Here is a 19,434-nt window from a genome sequence, read left to right on the forward strand (position 1 = left end):
GAACGGCCGGACCGCGACGCTGTCGAATTTTCAATCAGTTTACGGCCTATGGCCGCTTTAATGGCCGTAATCCTACGTAATTTTTTTGTCTATTTCACGATAAAATCTACATAGACGAAATTTATTTTGTTATGTTTACTACATCGGATGAAAAACAATCGACCTGAATGACCCTTTCACTCCATTCAGGCCGCCGACCAGCAAAATAATCAGAGTCAGCGGAGGCCCGACATGACTATTCGCATCGCTATCAACGGTTTTGGACGCATCGGCCGCAACGTTCTGCGTGCCCTTTATGAAAATGACTACCGCGAGGACATGCAGGTTGTCGCCATCAACGATCTGGGCGACGCCGAAACCAACGCACACCTGCTCAAGTATGACAGTGTGCACGGCCGTTTTAACGGCACCGTCACCCACGATTCCGAATCCCTGACCGTCAACGGCGATCGCATTGCCATCCACGCCGAGCGCAATCCCGAAGACCTTCCCTGGAAAGCCTACCACGTGGACGTGGTGCTCGAATGCACGGGGCTGTTCACATCCCGCGACAAGGCCGCGGCCCACCTGAGCGCCGGCGCCGGCCGAGTGATCATTTCCGCGCCCTCCGGCGATGCCGACGCCATGATTGTATACGGCGTCAACGACGATACCCTGACTTCCGAGCACAAGATCATTTCCAACGCCTCCTGCACAACCAACTGCCTGGCACCGGTGGTCAAGGCGATTCACGAAGGTGTGGGTATCGAAACCGGTCTGATGACCACGATCCACTCCTACACCAACGACCAGAAGCTCAGCGACGTCTATCACAAGGACCTGTACCGCGCCCGTTCGGCCACCCAGTCCATGATCCCGACCAAGACCGGTGCCGCCGCGGCGATCGGTAAGGTGCTGCCGGACCTAGATGGCAAGCTCGATGGCCTCGCCGTGCGGGTGCCGACCATCAATGTCTCTCTCGTGGATTTCAGCTTCGTCGCCAGCCGCGACACCAGCGTCGAGGAGATCAACGAGCTGGTGCGCAAGGCCGCCGAGCAGAACCCGGTACTGGGCTACAATGAGGAAAAGCTGGTCAGCATTGATTTCAACCACTCCGCCCTGTCGAGCGTGTACGATGCCAACCACACCCGCGCCCTGGGCCGTCAAATTAAAGTCATGGCCTGGTACGACAATGAGTGGGGCTTCTCCAACCGCATGCTCGACAACACCCGCGCGCTGATGGCGACGGGAAAGTAAGACGCGGACGGACCAGCAAACGCTTCACTCATTCAGGGGGTTCCGCGCCGGCCAGCTCGACGTTCCGCTTGCCGGATCGCCGCGGCGCCCCACCCAGTATCAGAGGACACTTCATGCTCAGGCGTACAAAAATCGTCGCCACACTCGGCCCGGCCACGGATTCTTCCGACTCGCTGGCCGCCATCATCGCCGCCGGCGTTGACGTCACCCGCCTCAATTTCTCCCATGGCAGCGCCGAGGACCACATCGACCGCGCCCGCCGGGTTCGCGAGACAGCCAAGGCTCAGGGTCGCTTCGTGGCCCTGCTGGCCGACCTGCAGGGGCCCAAGCTGCGCATCGCCCGCTTTGCGGAGAACAAGATCACGCTGCAGGCCGGGCAGACTTTCGTGCTGGACGCCGCCATGGACAAGGAGGCCGGCGACAGCGAGCGCGTGGGCATCGACTACGAACAGTTGATCGACGACGTGAAGCCGGGCGACATCCTGGTGCTGGACGACGGCCGCATCGAGATGGAAGTGGAGTCGGTGGACGACCACAGCATCGCCTCGCGCGTGCTGATCGGCGGCCCCCTGTCAAACAACAAGGGCCTGAACAAGCGCGGCGGCGGCCTGTCAGCCGACGCCCTGACCGAGAAGGACAAACAGGACATCAAGACCGCTGCGGCGCTCAATGCCGACTACGTGGCGGTGTCCTTCGTGCGCACGGCGGACGACATGCATACCGCCCGCACCCTGCTGCGCGAGGCCGGCTCGAACGCCGCGCTGGTGGCCAAGATCGAACGCGCCGAGCTGGCCCACAACCCGGAACAGCTGGATGCCGTTATCGAAGCGTCGGACGCGGTGATGGTGGCACGCGGCGACCTGGCCGTGGAAATCGGTGACGCCGAGCTGGTCGGCGTGCAGAAACACATCATCAACCGGGCCCGCAGCCTGGATCGCGTGGTGATCACCGCCACCCAGATGATGGAATCGATGATCGAGAACCCGATGCCGACCCGGGCGGAAGTCTCTGACGTGGCCAACGCGGTGATGGACTACACCGACGCCGTCATGCTGTCGGCGGAAACCGCCGTGGGCGACTACCCCAAGGAAGCCGTGGAATCCATGGTGCGCATTTGCCTGGGCGCGGAAAAGCAGCCCTCCATGCACCAGTCCAAGCACCGCATCCACGAGAGCATGGAGCGGGTGGACGAAGCTATTGCCCTGTCGGCGATGTACGCGGCCAACCACCTGGAAGGCGTGACCGCCATCATTTGCCTGACGGAAACCGGGGCAACACCGCTGCTGATGTCGCGCATCAAGTCGAGTCTGCCGATTTTTGCCCTGTCCCGGCACCACAGCACCCAGCACAAGGTGGCGCTGTACCGCGGTGTGCAAACCGTGCCGTTCGACTCCAAGCCGATGCCCAATGAAGAAATCAACGCCCGCGCCGTGGAAGAACTGATCGAGCGCGGCGTGGTCCGGGACGGCGACCTGGTGGTGATGACCAAGGGCGATTACGTCAACGCCCAGGGCGGCACCAACACCATGAAAATCCTGCGCGTGGGCTCAACGATCCAGTAAGCCCCGCTCACTCTCTCTTAATTGACGACTGCGTGGTGCTCCAACCATCGTAGACTTGGCGGCCTGGCTTGTTCCGTTGGTCAGGCTGCCCTTTTTCCCCTCTTTTCTCTCTCGCACAGCCGCCCTGCTCCAACCTGTCGGCACCTTTCAGCACTTTCCGAAAAAAGACGCCCCTAAACCAGCTCCACATACCGCAGATACTGGCTAACGCACGTGCCGCATGACCTGAAAATGCGTTGGCCCGTTTCGACAGCCCCGCATCAGCCCGCCCAGTTGACTTAATAGAGTAAAAGCTCTAAATATTGATTAACACCACAACAACACGGGTAGAGCACCATGCAAGGCAAGGCATTCAGACCGATGGCGCTGCAGGCCAGGCGCCTGTATGTGGAGTTGATGTTCCAGGTGATGGGACGCGCGTTGCAGGGCATCAGCGAAGTCGACGAAACCGCGCGGGAGGAAGCCCGGGCGCTGCCGGTGGGTTTCCTGTTCGAGATGAAAGTCCGGCCCAACGGCCCGGCCCTGGTGATTGAGCACATTGGCGACGGCCAATTCCGTTTTCACGGCGACGAATCGCCCCGACCGGTGGACCTGTCCATCGAATTCAAGCACATCGCCCACGCGTTCCTGGTGGTCTCGTTTCAGGAGAAGACCTCCGTGGCCTTTGCCAACGACCGTATGCTGGTGGACGGCGACATCGGCTACGCCATCCGTATGACGCGCATCCTCAACCGCCTGGAGGCCTTTATCCTGCCCAAGCTGGTGGCCAAACGCGCGGTCAAGGAATACCCGGCCAACCTCAAGCTGCCGGAAAAAATACTCAGTGCCGCCCGCATCTACCTCAAAGTGGCGGGCCAATTCCTGGAGACAGCGAGAGCATCATGAGCCAGAACTACTACGAGTTTTTCTGTCCGGTCAAAGTCATCGCCGGCAAAGCTGCGCTGGAGCACATTCCCTACGAATTATCCGGGCTTGCCGCCGGCCGCCCCATGCTGATTACCGACAAGGGCGTTCGCGCCGCCGGCCTGCTGGATCCGGTCATCGAAGCCTGCGAGGAAGGCGGCCAGGACATCGTCACCATCTACGACGATGTACCGCCGGACTCCTCCACCCATGTGGTCAGGGACATCGCCGGCATCTACCGCAGCGAGCAATGCGACTCCATCATTGCCGTGGGCGGCGGATCGGCCATCGACACCGCGAAGGCGGTCAATATCCTGGTGTCCGAAGGCGGTGACGATCTGTCCACCTACGCCGGCGCCGGCGTCCTCAAGCACCCACTGAAACCCTTCTTCGTGGTGCCCACCACCGCCGGCACCGGGTCGGAGGTGACCTCGGTCGCCGTGATTGCCGATACCGCCAAATCCGTCAAACTGCCGTTTACGTCCTCTTTCCTGCTGCCCAATGCGGCGATCATCGATCCGCGCATGACCCTGACACTGCCGCCGCACATTACCGCGGCCACAGGGATGGACGCCCTGACCCACGCCACCGAAGCCTTCACCTGCATGGCCAAGAACCCGCTGAGCGACGCCTATGCCACAGCGGCCATCAGGAAAATCAGCGGCAACCTGCTGACTGTGATGGATAACCCCAAAAATGCCGATGCCCGCCTGGAACTGGCCCAGGCCTCCACCATGGCCGGCATCGCCTTCTCCAACTCCATGGTGGGCCTGGTGCACGCGCTGGGTCACGCCACCGGCGCAATCTGCCACCTGCCCCACGGCCTGTGCATGAGTCTGTACCTGCCCTACGCCCTGGAGTACAACCTGGACACCATCCGCGAGCCACTGAGCGAACTGCTGCTCTACATGGCCGGCCCCGACGTTTACGCGACCACACCGGCCAACCGCCGTGCCGAGGAATGCATCTCGACCATCCGCAAGTTGCGCGACGACCTCTACCGCCGCTGCCAACTGCCGCGCACGCTGCAGGAAACCGGCAAGGTGGAGGCCGAACAGCTCGAACAGATCGCCCGCACGGCGCTGGATGATGGCTCCATCATGTTCAACCCGCGGGAGGTGACACTGGATGACGCCATGGCCGTACTCAAACGCGCCTGGGGCTGAACACCGATGGCGGCCCGGCGGCCAACACCGGGTCCGCCCGAATTGCAATGACGGGAACTGACAACAAGACGACATCTGTCATATCTGGCAAACTTGCGGCAATGGCAGGGATAGGCCTAAAAACGATAAAGCGCCGGAAAATTCGACCGATCGAGGATCGATCATCGCCCTTTCCGGCATGGTTTTGCAGGCTAGACCACTCATGCTGCGAGTATTCCTTCGCTCGGCCTTCGTGCTGGCGACGCTATTGATCGCCCACACGCCCGCAGCGGCAGACACCGGAAACGACCACGTCCTCAAGTTCAACGTATCCCCCGCCGGCTACCCGCCTTACATCATCGTCGATGACAAACAGGTTTCCGGCATCGTCTGGGATGTGATCACCAGCGTTTGCGAGCGCCTGGACTACCGGGTCGAACCTCACATGATCCCGCGCAAACGGGTCGATCGCATGCTGCTCGAAGGCTACATCGACGCCACGGCGCGGGCCCGGGAATGGACCGCCCACCCGGAGCATTTCGTGTTCTCCGCGCCCATCGTGCGGGTGCGTGAAGTCTTCTTCACGGTCGACGGCGCGCCATTTGACTACCAGGTGCCGGCGGACCTGCAGGGCATGACCGTGCTCACCCACCTGGGCTACCGCTACCCCTACCTGAAAGAGATGTTCGAGTCCGGACGCGCCCAGCGCTTCGACGTGCCCAAGGACCGGGATATTTTCAGCTACCTGCTCTACGGCGAGGACCGTTTCGACGTCGCGATTGCCGACGAACTCGTGGGCCACTGGCTGATCCGAGAGAACGGCTGGAAAGGTCGCTTCAATACCAGTGTCAACGCGCTCACCGACTTCGGGCTGCGCCTAATGGTCCGCCCCGGTATCGCCGGCTTCGCCGACGACTTCGACCGGGAACTGGAAGCGCTGCGCGCCAGCGGCGAGCTGGATCGTATCATCACCAGCTACCGCTGACCTCGCTCGTCACTCGAGGCGCCGCAGCAACAACATGGGCGAGACCCGCAACACCGGATTGAGCTGCCAGCGACCAAACACCGCCAGCACCGCGGCACTGACCAGAGGCAACATCACCACCACCTGCCAGTGCCATTGGAAGGTCCCCTGGAACATCCGATACTGCAGTGCCCAGACGGCCACTTCCGCCGCGACCACGCCGAGAATCCCGGCAAACGCCCCCAGCAGCGCGAATTCCAGCATCGTGCTGTTCACCAGCAGCCGCTGGCGCCCGCCCAGGGTACGCAGTAGCGCGCCCTCGCGCTGGCGATCCTGCAGCGTGGCGCTGACGACCGCCGCCATGACCACCACGGCCGCCGCCAGGATCATCGCCAGGATGGCCTCGATGGCCTGGGTCACCTGCTGCACGATCTCGCGGATGCGGTCGATGATGTGGTCGATCTCCAACACCGAAATGGTCGGGAACTGGCGGGTGAAGTCGTTCAGGATCGGCTTACGCGACGGGTCCAGATGGAAGCTGGTGATCCAGGTGGCCGGCAACCCGTCCAGTGCGCCACCCGGCGGGAACGCCATGTAGAAGTTGGGTTTCATGCTGTCCCACTGCACCGTGCGCACGCTGGTGACCGGCTGCTCGATGGTCTGGGAGCCGATGGTGAAGCCCAGCCGATCTCCCAGATCCACGCCCAGCTCGCTTGCCAGCTCTGCCTCGATCGATAGCCCCTCGGTCGCCTCCGGCGCGAACCACTGTCCGCGTACGATGCGGTTATCGTCCGGCAGGTCCTCCATCCAGGTCAGGTTCAGCTCGCGGTTCAGGGCACCAACGCTCTGATCCTTGCTCACCACCTCGCGCACCGGTTCGCCGTTGATGGTGGTCAGACGGCCGCGCACCATCGGGTACAGGGTATCGGTGGACAGGTCGTGACCGTCCAGGAAGCCGCGTACGTCACCCACCGCTTCCGGGCCGATGTTGATCAGGAAATGGTTGGGCGCGTCCTCGGGCAATTGCGCCTGCCAGTCGTCCAGCAGGGACGAGCGCACCAGGATCAGCGTGGCCGCCAGCATGAGCGTCATCGAGAACACGGCAATCTGGGACAGACTGGCCTTGCGGTGGCGATACAGCCCCACCAGCGCCAACCGCCAGGCGTTGCCGCCACCGACGATCCGGCGCAGGCCCAGCACCAGCAGCCAGCCCAGCACGCCGAGCACCGACAGCAGAGCCGCCAGACCACCCAACAGGGCAAGCACCAGCCAGATTTCCCCGGCGTAGAGCCAGACCAGTCCGAAGATCGCCACCAGGGCAATCAGGCCGTCCCGCAGCACGCCGCGTCCGGCCTCCCCCGGCTGGGCCCGCAGCACCCGCATAGCCGGCACCTGGCGCAGCCGCTGGATAGGCGGAAACGCGAACGCCAACAATGCCACCAGCGCGGTGATCAGCGCCGGCCCCAGCGCGAGAAGGTCAACGCTGTAGTCCGCGTCCCGCTCCAGCAGTTCGGCGGTCAACGATGCCAGCCCCCAGAAGATCGGCAACGCCACCAGGATGCCCAGCGCGGTGCCCACGACGCCCCAGAGCACCAGCCGCCCCAGGTACATCCGGCTGATCCGGCGCCCGGGGACGCCCAGGGTCTTGAGCAGGGCCACGGTATCGCGCTGGCCCATCGCGTACTGGCGACTGGCCACCGCCACAGCGACCGCCGCCAGCAACACCGCCAGGCTGCCGCCCAGCAACAGGAAACGACGCGCCTTGCTCAGTGAATCCGACAGCGCTTCGCCATCCTCAATGCTTTCCCATTCGTGACTGGGCCCGAAGCGCGGCTGCAGCCAGGCGTAGAAGGCATCCAGGGCATCGGATTCGCCGGCGAACAGATTGACGTACTCAACCCGGCTACCCTGCTGGATCACACCGGTGCTGGCCACGTCGTCGGCGTGCATCATGATGCGCGGCGCCAGCGCCGACATGCTGAAGCCGCCGTCCGGTTCGCGGATCAACAGCCCGCTGACCGTCAGCGAGCGGTTGCCGACTTCCACCTGGCCGCCGATGTCCAGATCCAGCAGGCGCAGCAGACGCGGATTGACCCAGACCTCACCGGGCGCCGGGCCATGCCCCACCATCTGGCGGGACGCATCAGGGCCGGTCTGGAACTCGACTTCCCCGCGCAGCGGATAAGCGTCACTGACCGCCTTGACCGACACCAACTGGAAGTTGCCGGCGCCAAACACCATGGTGGAGAACTCCACCATCCTGGCGGTGGCGATGCCGCGGCGTTCGGCTTCGTCCCGCCAGGTTTGGGGAATGGGCTCGCCGTTCTCGCTCTCCAGTTGACGGTCGCCGGCCAGGAAGGCGCTGGCCGAGGTGACCAGGGTGCGCTCCAGGTGGCTGGCGTAAAGGGCGATGGTGGCCACCGTGGCCACCGCGATCACCAGGGCCGCCACCAGCACCCGCACGTCGCGCTGGCGCCAGTCCCGGCCGGTGTGGGAGAGGCTTGATCCCTGACTCATGAAACCGCCGCCTCCGGTGCCGTCGTGGCGGCCGGCTCGGTCAGCTCACCCGCATCAATATGGAACTGACGCTGGCAGCGGGCGGCCAGTTGCTCATCGTGAGTCACCATCACCAGCGTGGTGCCCTGTTCGCGGTTCAACGCCATCAGCAGGTCGGATACCGCCTGGCCGGTGTTGTTGTCGAGATTGCCGGTGGGCTCGTCGGCGAACAGGATTCTGGGCCGCGCGGCGAACGCCCGGGCGATGGCAACGCGCTGCTGCTCGCCGCCGGACAGCTGGCGCGGGGTGTGCTCAAGCCGCTCGCCCAGCCCGACACGCTGCAACAGCTCCGTCGCCTGGCTCGCGGCATCGCTCTGCCCGGCCAGTTCCAGCGGCAGCATCACGTTCTCCAACGCGGTCAGCGCCGGCAGCAGCTGGAACGACTGGAACACGAAGCCGACCCGCTCGGCCCGCAGGCTGGCCCGCTCGTCCTCGCTGAGGCGGCTGATCGGCTGACCGTCGAGCTCGACCTGACCATGGCTCGGGGTATCCAGACCGGCCAGCAGGCCGAGCAGCGTCGTCTTGCCCGAGCCGGAACGGCCCACGATGGCCACTGACTCGCCCTTGCGGATCGACAGGTTGATGCCATGCAGGATGCGCAGAGAATCCTGCCCCAGATCCACTTCGTGGGTCAGGTCGGTTACCTTGAGTATGTCGTTCTCCGTTGCCACGGAACCTCCTCGACGGTAGAACTGATTGGAATATCATCGGTCAATCGGCATGATCGACTGAGAATAGTTTTATCTGACAATGGATACGGTATACATGTTCCTGAGATCAATCACTTTTTACTTATTGACCCTATGCAGCCTGTTCACGATTGCCGTCCCGGCCGGCGCCTCGACCCTGCTGATCATGGGTGACAGCCTCAGTGCCAGCTACGGCGTCGACACGGAAAAAGCCTGGGTATCGCTCTTGCGGCAACGACTGGACCGCGAGGGATTCAGCCAGTGGACCGTGGCCAACGCCAGCATCAGCGGTGAAACCACCGACGGCGGCCTGCGCCGGTTACCCGGCCTGCTGGAGCAGCACGAACCCGAAGTGGTGATCATCGAGTTGGGCGGCAACGACGGTCTAAGGGGCTTTCCGCCCAACGTCACCCAGGAAAACCTGGCCCGCATGACCGAACTGTCCCAGGCCGCCGGCGCCCGGGTCCTGCTGGTGGGCATGCAGATGCCGCCGAACTACGGCGAGCGCTACACCAGGGCCTTCGCCGCCATCTACCCCACCATCGCCGAGAACAGCGGCGCCGAGCTGGTGCCGTTTTTCCTCGACGGCATCTACAACCGCGACGGCTTCATGCAGGACGACGGCATACACCCCACGGCAGCGGGCCAGCCGCAGCTGCTGGACAACGTCTGGCCGCACCTGCACCCCATGCTACAGAATACGACCGGGGCCAACTGAAGATCATTCAACAAGCCCGCGCAGGAAGCTCAGCGCCCGGCGTTCGGACCAGTAATAGCCGTCCCGGGCCACCTCCACGAAGCCCACATGGCCGCCCCAGCGCGGCACTTCCAGGGTCACCCAGGCCCCCAGCTTGCGGCGCCGCTCCGGGAAACAGGCCGGTGACAGGAAAGGGTCATCGGCGGCGTTGACGATCAGCGACGGCACCCGGATCTCGGGCAGCCGCGGCAGGCACGAGGCCTGGGCCCAGTAGTCCCGGGCGTCGCGGAAGCCGTGCAAAGGCGCCGTGTAGCGGTCATCAAACTGGTGAAAGTTGCGAATGTCGTCGAAGCCGTCCATGCGGATCTGGTCCGGGAACAGACGCGCCTTTTCTTCCATCTTGATCCGCAGATCCCCCAGGAAGCGCTGCATATAGATCCGGCGGCTGCGCCAGCCCAGGACTTCGGCACTGCCGGCCAGGTCACAGGGCACGGAAAAGGTCACGGCGCCCCGGATACGGCTATCGATGCGCTCGCCCTGCTGGGCCAGGTAAAGCATGGTGAGGTTGCCGCCCATGGAAAAACCGGACAGCCCCAGATGCTGATACGCCGGCTCCGCCGCCAGCGCGTGCCGGACCACCACATCCAGGTCTTCCGTCGCGCCGCTGTGATAAAAACGCGGAAGCCGGTTCATGCGCCCGCCGCACGAGCGGAAATTCCAGGCCAGCACGTCCCAGCCGTCCGCCAGCAGGCCGCGCGCCAGGCCCTGGATATAGGGGCGCTGGCTGTGGCCCTCCAACCCGTGGGACAGAATTGCCAGCCGGTCGCTGCCCTGGCGGTACCAGTCCAGGTGGAGCTGGTCACCGTCGGGCGTATCCACCACAGCGCTTTCCGGCTCGCTCAGCGCGACCCGCCGGAACAGCGTGGGCCATACCGACTGCAGGTGCCCGGAACGCAGCCACAGCGGCGGCCGATAGCTGCGCGCGGTGGAAACGAGAGTGGATGGCACGGGATAACTGCGGGAAAAATGACCGGTCATGCTCGATGTTAACGTCCTGTGGCTTTTTCTGCCGGGAAGGCTTGACCCCTCCCCCCAACTTCCTTAATATGCGCGCCTGCTGATCACAGCTGTTCCCCGATAGCTCAGTTGGTAGAGCAACGGACTGTTAATCCGTTTGTCGCTGGTTCGAGCCCAGCTCGGGGAGCCACCGAATTCCGTCGAAAGGCCGCTCAATCGAGCGGCCTTTTGCGTTTCAGGCCGCCCATTTCCGTCTGAGCCGTCCGCAAACGGCTCAGTCCAGCCGCTCCAGCTCGATATACTGACGCAGTACCCGGTACAGCACGTAAGCGTCCTTCGCCCCGGCGGTTTCCCGGATCGAGTGCATCGCAAACTGCGGCACCCCGATGTCCAGCGTCCGCACCCCCAGGTTGCCCGCCGTAATCGGACCAATGGTGCTACCGCAGGCCATATCGCTGCGCACGACAAACGCCTGGCACGGCAGGTCCAACGAATCGCTCAGGTGACGATACAGCGCCGACGTGCGGCTGTTGGTCGCGTAACGCTGATTGTTGTTGATCTTGATGACCGGACCGCCGTTCAGCAGCGGGCCGTGATTGCCGTCATGGCGGTCGGCGTAGTTGGGATGCACACCGTGGGCGTTGTCCGCCGAGATCATCATGGAGCGGGCAATGACTCGCGGCTTGTCTTCCAACCCCACCCAGCGCTCCAGCACGGACGACAGGAACGGCCCCTGCGCGCCTTCCGCGGACTGGCTGCCCACCTCCTCATGGTCGTTGCACACCAGCAGCGCCGGTTGCGACGGATCCGCGTCCAGCAGCGCCTGCAGGCCGATAAAGCAACTCAACAGGTTGTCCAGCCGCGCCGAGGCAATGAACTCGTCGTTGAATCCCACGGTGGCCGGCGGCTGGGTGTCGTACAGGCTCAGCTCGTAATCCAGCACCCGGGCGACGTCCGCCTGGGGATGCTCCTTACCGATCTGGCGAGCTAGCAAATCACGGAACGACGCAGCGTCTTTTTCCTCGCACTGCATGAGGATGGGCGGCACGTCCGTCTGCGGGTTAACGGTGCGGCTGCTGTTGGCTTCGCGGTCCAGGTGAATCGCCAGGCTGGGGATCGTCACCACCGGCTTCTCGAAATTGACCAGGGCATCGTGCAGACGCCCCTGGCCGTCGACGTAACTGACCCGCCCGGCAATGGACAGGTCGCGGTCGAACCAGGGGTTGAGCAGTGCGCCGCCATACACCTCGACGCCCAGCTGGTAATACCCTTTACGATGCAGTTCGGGGTTCGGCTTGACCCGCAGGCACGGGCTGTCGGTGTGCGCACCCATCATGCGCACGCCCTGTGCGGCGGGGTCGCCCTGCCCGGTCTGGAAGGCGATGATCGAGGAATCGTTGCGGGTCACGTAATAGCGTTGCCCCGGCGCCAGGGACCAGCTCAGCTGCTCGTCCAGGCGTTCGAAACCGGCCTTCTCCAGGCGACGGGCCATGCTCTGGACCGCGTGGTACGGCGTCGGCGACTGCTGCAGGAATTCGAAGAGGTTGGCGTTGAAAGCGCTGTTGTCCATCGTGATCCGGGTACCTGTCTGCAATGGAATGGATATCGATCAGGGGTCAGTATCGCATGTTCGCCCGCCCTGCCGAAATTCAGCGGTGACGGCGGGCATGAGCCCTGCCTAGCGCCGGCGGTTACTGGTATCCTGTGGGTTCAGTTCATTGCATTAACGGAAACCATCATGCGCCTGCCCCAGTTCCTGGATATTGAATTCGTCGACACCGAGGAGCTGTGTTTCCCCACAGCCATCGCCTGGTCCCTCGCCGACGGCAGCATGAAGACTGTAGTCATCGAGCCGGACGACAGCTGGCTGCCGGACGAGCCCGAGATGCTCGACGTGGACCTGCGCTACCTGCAGGAACAGGGCGTACCGCTGTTCGAGCTGGCGCGCGAGCTCAACGAGGACCTGGCCGACCAGACGGTGTTTGTGGACGGTCTGGACCCGGACGAAGGGCTGGTCGACTTGCTGTTCGATGCGATCCGTCAGCCGGTGCCCTTCGAACTGGCCACCATCGACAACCTGGTCAAGCACGTGGAGCTGGACGAGCTGGAGGACTGGCGCCGCGAGCTGCTGTTCACCCACGGACTGGAACCGCAACTGCCCGAGAGCGGTGTCTTTGCGTTGCTGATGCTGGCCCGCGACGGAGGCTTTATTCCGGAAGGCACGGACACCGGCGATTTGTGACCTGAGTCGACGTAGCCTGCTCCCGCACTTGTCAGAATCCTGGGAAACCAACGGGACACAGATCCCGCATAACAAGAACCGCCGCACCAAGGCGGACGAACCTCAGACCAGGATTCCCCATGATGACGCCATTGCCAGCCCGGCGTGCGCTGTGCGCCTTCGCCGTTTGCCTGCCCCTTCTCGCCTCCCCCTGCCTCGCGCAGGAGCCCGCTGAAAGCCGCGCCGACAAGACCTACGTCGGCCTGCAGGGCATGGCCCTGCAATACCGCAAGGTGGGCGGCCTGCCCGACAGCGACGGCTGGCTGAGTGCAGGCACCCTGGTGCTGGGCAGCCATATTTCCGAACTGTTCCACGTCGAGCTGCGTGCCGGCGGCGGGCTCGGCGAGTCGGAAGTGACCGATGACCTGACCGTCAGCATGGACTGGTTCGCCAGTTGGTACATGGGCATCCACTACGGCCTGACGGACTTCTCCAATGTCTACGCCCAACTGGGCTTTTCCCACATCCAGGGGGAAGCCGAGCTGGAGAACCGCGACGCGGAGCGCAACGACGCCTTCGAGGATTTCGACGACGAGTTTCCCGGCAGCTCCTTCGCCTTCAGCTGGCTGGCCGGCATCGACCTGGAACTGATGGACGACACCTACCTGGTGCTCGAAGGCGGGCGCCTGTTCGAGGACACCGACACATCCGCCAGCGGCTACCAGTTCAACGGCGGTTTGCGCTACGAATTCTGAGCCTCGCGGATTTCCCAGCAACGGTGGATGCGCGGATTGCGGGCGAAATCCTTGTCGATGGTCCGCGCGGTGACGTCACGCACGTCGAACTCGGCTTCCAGTTCCGCCTCGAGGCGGAAACGCCGGAAGTTGTTGGAGAACACCAGCACCCCGCCCGGGGCCAGACGCGCCATGGCCTGACGGATCAGAAGCCCGTGGTCGCGCTGGACATCCAGCACCCCTTCCATACGCGCCGAATTGGAGAAGGTCGGCGGGTCCATGAAGATCAGGTCGAAACCGCTCTCGCCCTGCCTGGGCGTTGACTGCAGCCACTGCAGACAGTCCGCCTGGATCAGGCGGTGGTGCCGGTCTTCCAGACCGTTGAGCGCCAGGTTCTCCCGCGCCCAGTTCAGGTAGGTCTTCGACATGTCCACGCTGACCGTCTCCGATGCCCCACCCACGCCGGCATGGACCGTCGCCGCGCCGGTGTAACAGAACAGGTTGAGGAAGCGCTTGCCGACCGCCTGCTGCTGGATCCACTGACGCACGGGACGGTGGTCCAGAAACAGCCCGGTATCCAGGTAGTCGCGCAGGTTAACCCTTAACGCACAACCGGCCTCGTGCACCGTAAAGAAGTCGCCGCTGGCCGACTGCTTCTCGTACTGGGCGGTGCCGGCCTGGCGCTGACGCTGCTTGCACACCAGCGCCTCCGGTTCGATGTCCAGCACCTCGGGAATCACTGCCAGCGCCTCGCCCAGCCGTTCCCGGGCGGCGCGGGCGTCGACCGACTTGGGCGGCGCGTATTCCTGTACGTGGACACGATCGCCGTAGCAGTCGATAGCCAGGGCGAATTCGGGCATATCGGCATCGTAGAGCCGGTAGCATTCAATGCCCTGTTTGCGGGCCCAGGAACCCAACTGCTTGCGATTCTTGCGCAGACGGTTACGCAGCATGTCGGCCCGCTCCTGGTTGGCGATGCGGGGCTGGACGGTCTCCGCCTCACCGGGTCGGCGCACCCGGGCTTCGTTGTCCGGGGAGACTTCGAACAGCAGCAACTGCGCCGGAAGCTGGCCGTTGAACAGTTTGTATTGCTTGTAGCTACGCAGCCCCAGGCCATGGCACAGCTCAGGCACGCCGGTGAAGACACCCAGGCGCCAGCCCTGTGCCTGCTCGCGGGCGCCCTGCCCCAGCGCTTCGTAGACCGGCCCCAGCGCTTTCTTTTCGCTGAGCCGCTCGCCATAGGGCGGGTTCGTGAGAATCAGCCCCCGCGGTGCCTGGGACTCGTTCCGGAACTCGACGACATCGCGCTTTTCCACGTGAATACGATCCTCCAGTCCCATGCGCTGGATGTTGCGCCAGGCGGTGGCGATCACCTTCGGGTTCTGATCGTAGCCCCGGTATTTCGAACGCTGGGTGCGCTGGCCGATTTGGGCCCGCTCCCGGGCGTCATCCACCAGCTGCTGCCAGAGACGGTTATCGTGCCCGGGCCAGCGACTGAAACCGTACTGGCTGCGCTGCAGGCCCGGCGCCATGTCGCAGGCCATCATCGCCGCCTCGATCAGCAAGGTGCCGGAACCGCACATCGGGTCGGTAAAATCCCCACCACCGGCGGCAACCTCCGGCCAGCCGGCACGCAGCAACAGGGCCGCTGCCAGGTTCTCGCGCAGAGGCGCGGCGCCCTTTTCCGTGCGGTAGCCGCGCTTGTGCAGGCTCTCGCCGCTGAGGTCGAGGCCAATCTGCGCCTCACCGCGGTGCAGGCGCACCGATACGCCGATGTCCGGATCCTGCGTGTCGACCGCGGGACGTATGCCGGAGGGTTTGCGCAGCCGGTCGACGATGGCGTCCTTGACCCGCTGCACACCGTACTGGGAGTTGCGGATGGCGTCGTTACGGCCCACAAAAGCGACCCTGAACCGGCCGGAGACGTCCAGGTGATCTTCCCAGGGCATCGCCGTGACCGCATCGTAGAGAGCATCGCCACTCTGCCCGTCGACTGTCGCCAGGTGCAGGATCACCCGGTTGGCCAGGCGCGACCACAAGCACGCCCGATAGCCGGCCTCAAGGTCACCTCGCCCCCAGACCCCGGCGGGCGCGTTGCGGGTGACCGTCATCCCCAGGCTCACCATCTCGTCGGCAAGCAGGTATTCCAGGCCTTTGGGACAACTCAAAAAATAATCGTGCTGGGACACAGCAAACTCCACGTTACGAACGGTTACCGAAACCGGAAAATTTTCAGGAATTTGGCAACGGCTCTGAACTCACTCCAATAAACCGCTGATTCAAACGCCAAGCGCTGCTAAGCGCGGCGGTTTTTATGTCACACAAACATAAAGCAACGGTCATCTAGATGAAATTAATAGTGTACAGGCTAGCCTGTTTCGTCTTACCTTGGTGATGACGCGTCTTTTTCAGGTTGGCGATTTCCAGTCAACCACAGGATCCTGGTGCCCGCACCCCGGGCTACACGCTTCGGGCGGAGTCCCGAAGAACCGCAGCGATGGGGTTGTTCGGCACGTGTGCACACTCATGAACTGAAAATCCATGAGGTGAGGAACAGCATGAAAAGACAGAAAAGAGATATGAGTGCTCGTGCATTCAAACGCGGTTATCTGGCCGGAATTTCCGGTAAATCCAAAGATAGTTGCCCTCTTGATCGCATCGAAAGCCGGCAGGAATGGCTGAATGGCTGGCGGGAAGGACGAACGGATCACTGGGATGGCCTCACCGGCGTCTCGGGGATTCATAAACTGCCAAACATTACGGCCTGATTCGGATAACCCACTGTCTTTTATCGAACTGGCCCTAAAGCTGAAAAATGCACAGAAAATGCTGATAACGCAAGGAGCCACGCGTTAACCACACAATCTGAAAGACATACCCAATACACCCAAAGGGTCCACTCGACCCTTACCAGAAAAAGAAGCAATCGCCACGGGGTTTATCCCCCGCACGGGCCCGCTCAGCGGGCCCACTTTTTTTGGGCGGCTTCCTGCGATTCGGACACCCTATCGAAACACCTGCCCGCTCAGCCGGCGCCTCATCCTGCAAGCCAGCTGAAAGCCCGGAAGCACCACTCAGATTCTAGCGCATCGCCGCCCGCACACCTTCCACGGCCTCGCCAATCAGGGACGGACCGCGATAGATGAAGCCGGTATAAAGCTGGACCAGCCTGGCGCCGGCGCGAATCTTCTCGGCAGCGGATTCGCCGTCGGCAATGCCGCCGACTCCGATAATGGGCACGCGCTCGCCCAGGGACGCGTGCAGCCCTTCGATCACCCGGACCGACGGCGCCCGTACCGGCAAGCCGCTCAGCCCACCCTGTTCGTCCGCATAGCGATGGCCGGCGACGGCTTCGCGTTCGATGGTGGTATTGGTCGCAATCACACCGTCGATACCGGTCTCCAGCAGCGCATCGGCCACAAAGCGGATGGCGGTATCGTCCATGTCCGGCGCGATCTTCACGGCAATCGGCACATACCGCCCATGCACTTCCGCCTGGGTATGCTGCTCTTCCTTGATGGCCTCAAGCAACCGCTTGAGGGAGTCTCCAAACTGGAGGTCGCGCAGGCCCGGCGTGTTCGGCGACGAGACGTTGACCGTAATGTAACTGGCCAGCTCGTAGACACCGGCAATGCCCTTGCGATAATCGGACTCCGCCAGCTCCGCCGGCGTGACCTTGTTCTTGCCCACGTTGATCCCCAGGATACCGTTGAAACGGGATCGGCGAACATTCGCCAGCAGCACGTCCAGGCCCTCGTTGTTGAAGCCCATGCGATTGATAATCGCCTGATGCTCGGGCAGGCGGAACATACGCGGCTTGGGATTACCCGGCTGGGCCAGTGGCGTCACCGTGCCCACCTCAATGAATCCGAAGCCCAGCGCCGCCAGCGCGTCGATATGCTCGGCGTTCTTGTCCAGGCCCGCGGCAAGCCCGACCGGGTTGGGAAAGGTCAGCCCCATGACCTCCACCGGCGCCTCAGCCACCGCTGGACTAAACTTTTCCAACAATCCCAGGCGCTGTCCGACGTCCATGGATCGCAACGCAATGTGATGGGCCTGCTCGGGCGGCAAGCGGAATAACAGATTGCGAATCAGCCCATACATCGTGTCTACTCCCTGGTTTCAATGCTGCGGGAGTATACCGGATCGACAGGAAAAACAGCCACTGTGGAAACCGGTTGTGACTGGAATGGTGCCCCCTGCCCCATAGGGGTTTTCCACAGGGTGTCCGGGCCTTCATACATGACGTGTAAATGACTGTAAGGTGAAGCTCTTGTGACCTTTTCCACGAATTCTGTGGATAACTCTGTTGAAAATGGCCCTGCGGATTTTCAGACCCCTTGGGGCCGGGGACATTCTACAGATTGATCATTTTTTAACCAGTTATTTTGTTGTTTATTTTCATACAGTTAAAAGCGCATCAAGGCGGTGCACGGCCAAATGAGACAGATTCGGATTTCGATCATTAGCCCTGCATTTTGTGCATAAGACATACACGATTCAGTCACTCCAGCCGGTTCAGACGAGCATGTTCATGACCCAGACCCAGTCCAACCAGGAAGCCCGCGCCGGGACCCGCGTCACGCTGATCGGCATGCTGCTCGACGCCGTTCTGGGATTGTTCAAGTGCGTGGTGGGGCTGATATTCCATTCCCAGGCGCTGATCGTCGACGGCATTCACTCGTTTTCCGACGTGGCCTCGGACCTGTTGGTCCTGGCCCTCATGCGCACGGCGCGCCAGGCTCCGGACTCCGATCACCCCTACGGCCACCAGCGTTTTGAAACACTGGGCACCATGATTCTGGGCAGCCTGTTACTGGGACTGGCCGGCGCGCTGGCCTGGGACAACCTGCAGACATTGCTGCCCGGCACCACCGACCTGCCCTTGCCGGAATGGCCGGTGCTGGTGGTAGCCGCCTTCTCCGTGGTCAGCAAGGAATGGATTTACCGCTACACCCGACGGGTCGGTGAAGCCATCCGTTCCGACCTGATTGTGGCCAACGCCTGGCACAGCCGCACCGACGCCTTGTCATCGATCATCGTCTTCATCGCGGTAGCCGGCGCCATGACCGGAGTCGACTGGCTGGATACGGTCGCCGCCATCGCCGTAGCCATCGTCATCGGCCACATTGGCTGGACGCTGACCTGGCGCAGCGTAAGGGAGCTGGTGGATACGGCACTGGACCCGGAAACCACCCGGACCATCAGCCAGATCGCTCGTGAAACCGAAGGGGTTCGCGATGTCCATGACCTGCGCAGCCGGCGTATGGGCAGCGACATCCTGCTCGATCTGCACCTGCTGGTCAGCCCGGTGATTTCCGTGTCCGAGGGGCACGAGATCGGGGTACACGTGACGCAACGCATTCGTGAAGCTTACCCCGACATTCGCGAGGTGACTTTTCATATCGACGCGGAGGACGACGCCGGCAACGAGCCTAGCGCCATCCAGTTGCCCACGCGGCGGGAGACCATCCAGTCACTGGAGACCGCATGGCGCGATCACCTGGAACCGGAAACCCTGCGCTCGTTGCGTCTGCATTACCTGGGGCGGCACGTCTCCGTCGAAGTGTACGTGCACAACCCGGACAACCTGGGCCAGCCGGTGACGCCCGGCCGGCTCAAGCAGGCCGCGACCCACCTGTCCTGGCTGGGAGACGTACGCGTCTGGGTGCCTTCAACCAAGCGTCACGGGTCGCAGGGCGAGGAATAG

16 protein-coding genes and 1 tRNA gene are annotated in these 19,434 nt (G+C 63.0%); 11 read left to right on the plus strand and 6 right to left on the minus strand.

The genetic code is table 11. The features are described 5' to 3' along the window. Positions 1-231: 231 nt before the first annotated feature. The 5 genes from gap to DKK67_RS12210 all read left to right on the plus strand — a co-directional run bounded on the left by gap (position 232) and on the right by DKK67_RS12210 (position 5,831). Positions 232-1,236, plus strand: coding sequence for a type I glyceraldehyde-3-phosphate dehydrogenase (gene gap / locus DKK67_RS12190; protein ID WP_111496594.1), 1,005 nt, complete (start codon positions 232-234; stop codon positions 1,234-1,236). A 113-nt stretch (positions 1,237-1,349) separates the two neighbouring features. Next, a complete protein-coding gene (gene pyk / locus DKK67_RS12195) occupies positions 1,350-2,798 on the plus strand; it encodes a pyruvate kinase (protein WP_111496595.1) in 1,449 nt (482 codons plus the stop codon). Between the two features lie 336 nt (positions 2,799-3,134). Beyond that, positions 3,135-3,683 (plus strand): hypothetical protein, encoded by a 549-nt coding sequence (locus DKK67_RS12200; RefSeq protein ID WP_111496596.1) that lies wholly within the window; start codon positions 3,135-3,137, stop codon positions 3,681-3,683. Continuing rightward, on the plus strand, positions 3,680-4,867 hold the full coding sequence (locus tag DKK67_RS12205) for an iron-containing alcohol dehydrogenase (RefSeq protein WP_111496597.1): 1,188 nt from the start codon (positions 3,680-3,682) through the stop codon (positions 4,865-4,867). Before DKK67_RS12200 ends, DKK67_RS12205 begins: the two co-directional genes overlap by 4 nt. A gap of 202 nt (positions 4,868-5,069) precedes the next feature. Beyond that, entirely contained in the window at positions 5,070-5,831 is a 762-nt protein-coding gene (locus tag DKK67_RS12210; protein ID WP_228160585.1) for a substrate-binding periplasmic protein, read from the plus strand. Between the two features lie 9 nt (positions 5,832-5,840). On the opposite strand, the gene DKK67_RS12215 is transcribed toward DKK67_RS12210, so the two are convergent. Together DKK67_RS12215 and DKK67_RS12220 are read right to left on the minus strand one after the other, a co-directional pair. After that, the gene (locus DKK67_RS12215; RefSeq protein ID WP_111496599.1) at positions 5,841-8,327 is read right to left on the minus strand and encodes an ABC transporter permease; all 2,487 of its coding nucleotides are present in this window, start codon (positions 8,325-8,327) and stop codon (positions 5,841-5,843) included. After that, entirely contained in the window at positions 8,324-9,037 is a 714-nt protein-coding gene (locus tag DKK67_RS12220) for an ABC transporter ATP-binding protein (protein ID WP_228160586.1), read from the minus strand. Before DKK67_RS12220 ends, DKK67_RS12215 begins: the two co-directional genes overlap by 4 nt. 94 nt (positions 9,038-9,131) lie before the next feature. On the opposite strand from DKK67_RS12220, the gene DKK67_RS12225 reads away from it, so the two are divergent. Then, the gene (locus DKK67_RS12225; protein ID WP_322873911.1) at positions 9,132-9,773 is read left to right on the plus strand and encodes an arylesterase; all 642 of its coding nucleotides are present in this window, start codon (positions 9,132-9,134) and stop codon (positions 9,771-9,773) included. 3 nt (positions 9,774-9,776) lie between these two features. On the opposite strand, the gene DKK67_RS12230 is transcribed toward DKK67_RS12225, so the two are convergent. Then, a complete protein-coding gene (locus DKK67_RS12230) occupies positions 9,777-10,790 on the minus strand; it encodes a YheT family hydrolase (protein WP_111496601.1) in 1,014 nt (337 codons plus the stop codon). Positions 10,791-10,883: 93 nt separating this feature from the next. Between DKK67_RS12230 and DKK67_RS12235 the strand changes: the two genes are divergently transcribed. Continuing rightward, positions 10,884-10,959 (plus strand) — tRNA-Asn (locus DKK67_RS12235). 84 nt (positions 10,960-11,043) lie between these two features. On the opposite strand, the gene DKK67_RS12240 is transcribed toward DKK67_RS12235, so the two are convergent. Beyond that, complete coding sequence (locus tag DKK67_RS12240; protein WP_111496602.1) at positions 11,044-12,339, minus strand: M18 family aminopeptidase; 1,296 nt, start codon at positions 12,337-12,339, stop codon at positions 11,044-11,046. A 168-nt stretch (positions 12,340-12,507) separates the two neighbouring features. On the opposite strand from DKK67_RS12240, the gene DKK67_RS12245 reads away from it, so the two are divergent. Together DKK67_RS12245 and DKK67_RS12250 are read left to right on the plus strand one after the other, a co-directional pair. After that, positions 12,508-13,011 carry a hypothetical protein gene (locus DKK67_RS12245; protein WP_111496603.1) on the plus strand — a complete coding sequence of 168 codons (504 nt, stop codon included), beginning with the start codon at positions 12,508-12,510 and terminating at the stop codon, positions 13,009-13,011. Between the two features lie 119 nt (positions 13,012-13,130). Next, the gene (locus DKK67_RS12250) at positions 13,131-13,745 is read left to right on the plus strand and encodes an outer membrane beta-barrel protein (protein ID WP_111496604.1); all 615 of its coding nucleotides are present in this window, start codon (positions 13,131-13,133) and stop codon (positions 13,743-13,745) included. Here DKK67_RS12250 and rlmKL read toward each other — a convergent pair. Continuing rightward, complete coding sequence (gene rlmKL / locus DKK67_RS12255) at positions 13,733-15,913, minus strand: bifunctional 23S rRNA (guanine(2069)-N(7))-methyltransferase RlmK/23S rRNA (guanine(2445)-N(2))-methyltransferase RlmL (protein WP_111496605.1); 2,181 nt, start codon at positions 15,911-15,913, stop codon at positions 13,733-13,735. The two genes, DKK67_RS12250 and rlmKL, sit on opposite strands and share 13 nt — an antisense overlap. Positions 15,914-16,282: 369 nt before the next feature. Between rlmKL and rmf the strand changes: the two genes are divergently transcribed. Further along, positions 16,283-16,492 carry a ribosome modulation factor gene (gene rmf, locus DKK67_RS12260; RefSeq protein WP_111496606.1) on the plus strand — a complete coding sequence of 70 codons (210 nt, stop codon included), beginning with the start codon at positions 16,283-16,285 and terminating at the stop codon, positions 16,490-16,492. A 313-nt stretch (positions 16,493-16,805) separates the two neighbouring features. On the opposite strand, the gene DKK67_RS12265 is transcribed toward rmf, so the two are convergent. Next, positions 16,806-17,828, minus strand: coding sequence for a quinone-dependent dihydroorotate dehydrogenase (locus DKK67_RS12265; protein WP_111496607.1), 1,023 nt, complete (start codon positions 17,826-17,828; stop codon positions 16,806-16,808). Positions 17,829-18,258: 430 nt separating this feature from the next. On the opposite strand from DKK67_RS12265, the gene DKK67_RS12270 reads away from it, so the two are divergent. After that, positions 18,259-19,434: a cation diffusion facilitator family transporter gene (locus DKK67_RS12270; RefSeq protein WP_228160587.1), complete on the plus strand. Its 1,176-nt coding sequence runs from the start codon at positions 18,259-18,261 to the stop codon at positions 19,432-19,434.

Source organism: Marinobacter bohaiensis, from assembly GCF_003258515.1.
Lineage (GTDB): Bacteria > Pseudomonadota > Gammaproteobacteria > Pseudomonadales > Oleiphilaceae > Marinobacter_A > Marinobacter_A bohaiensis.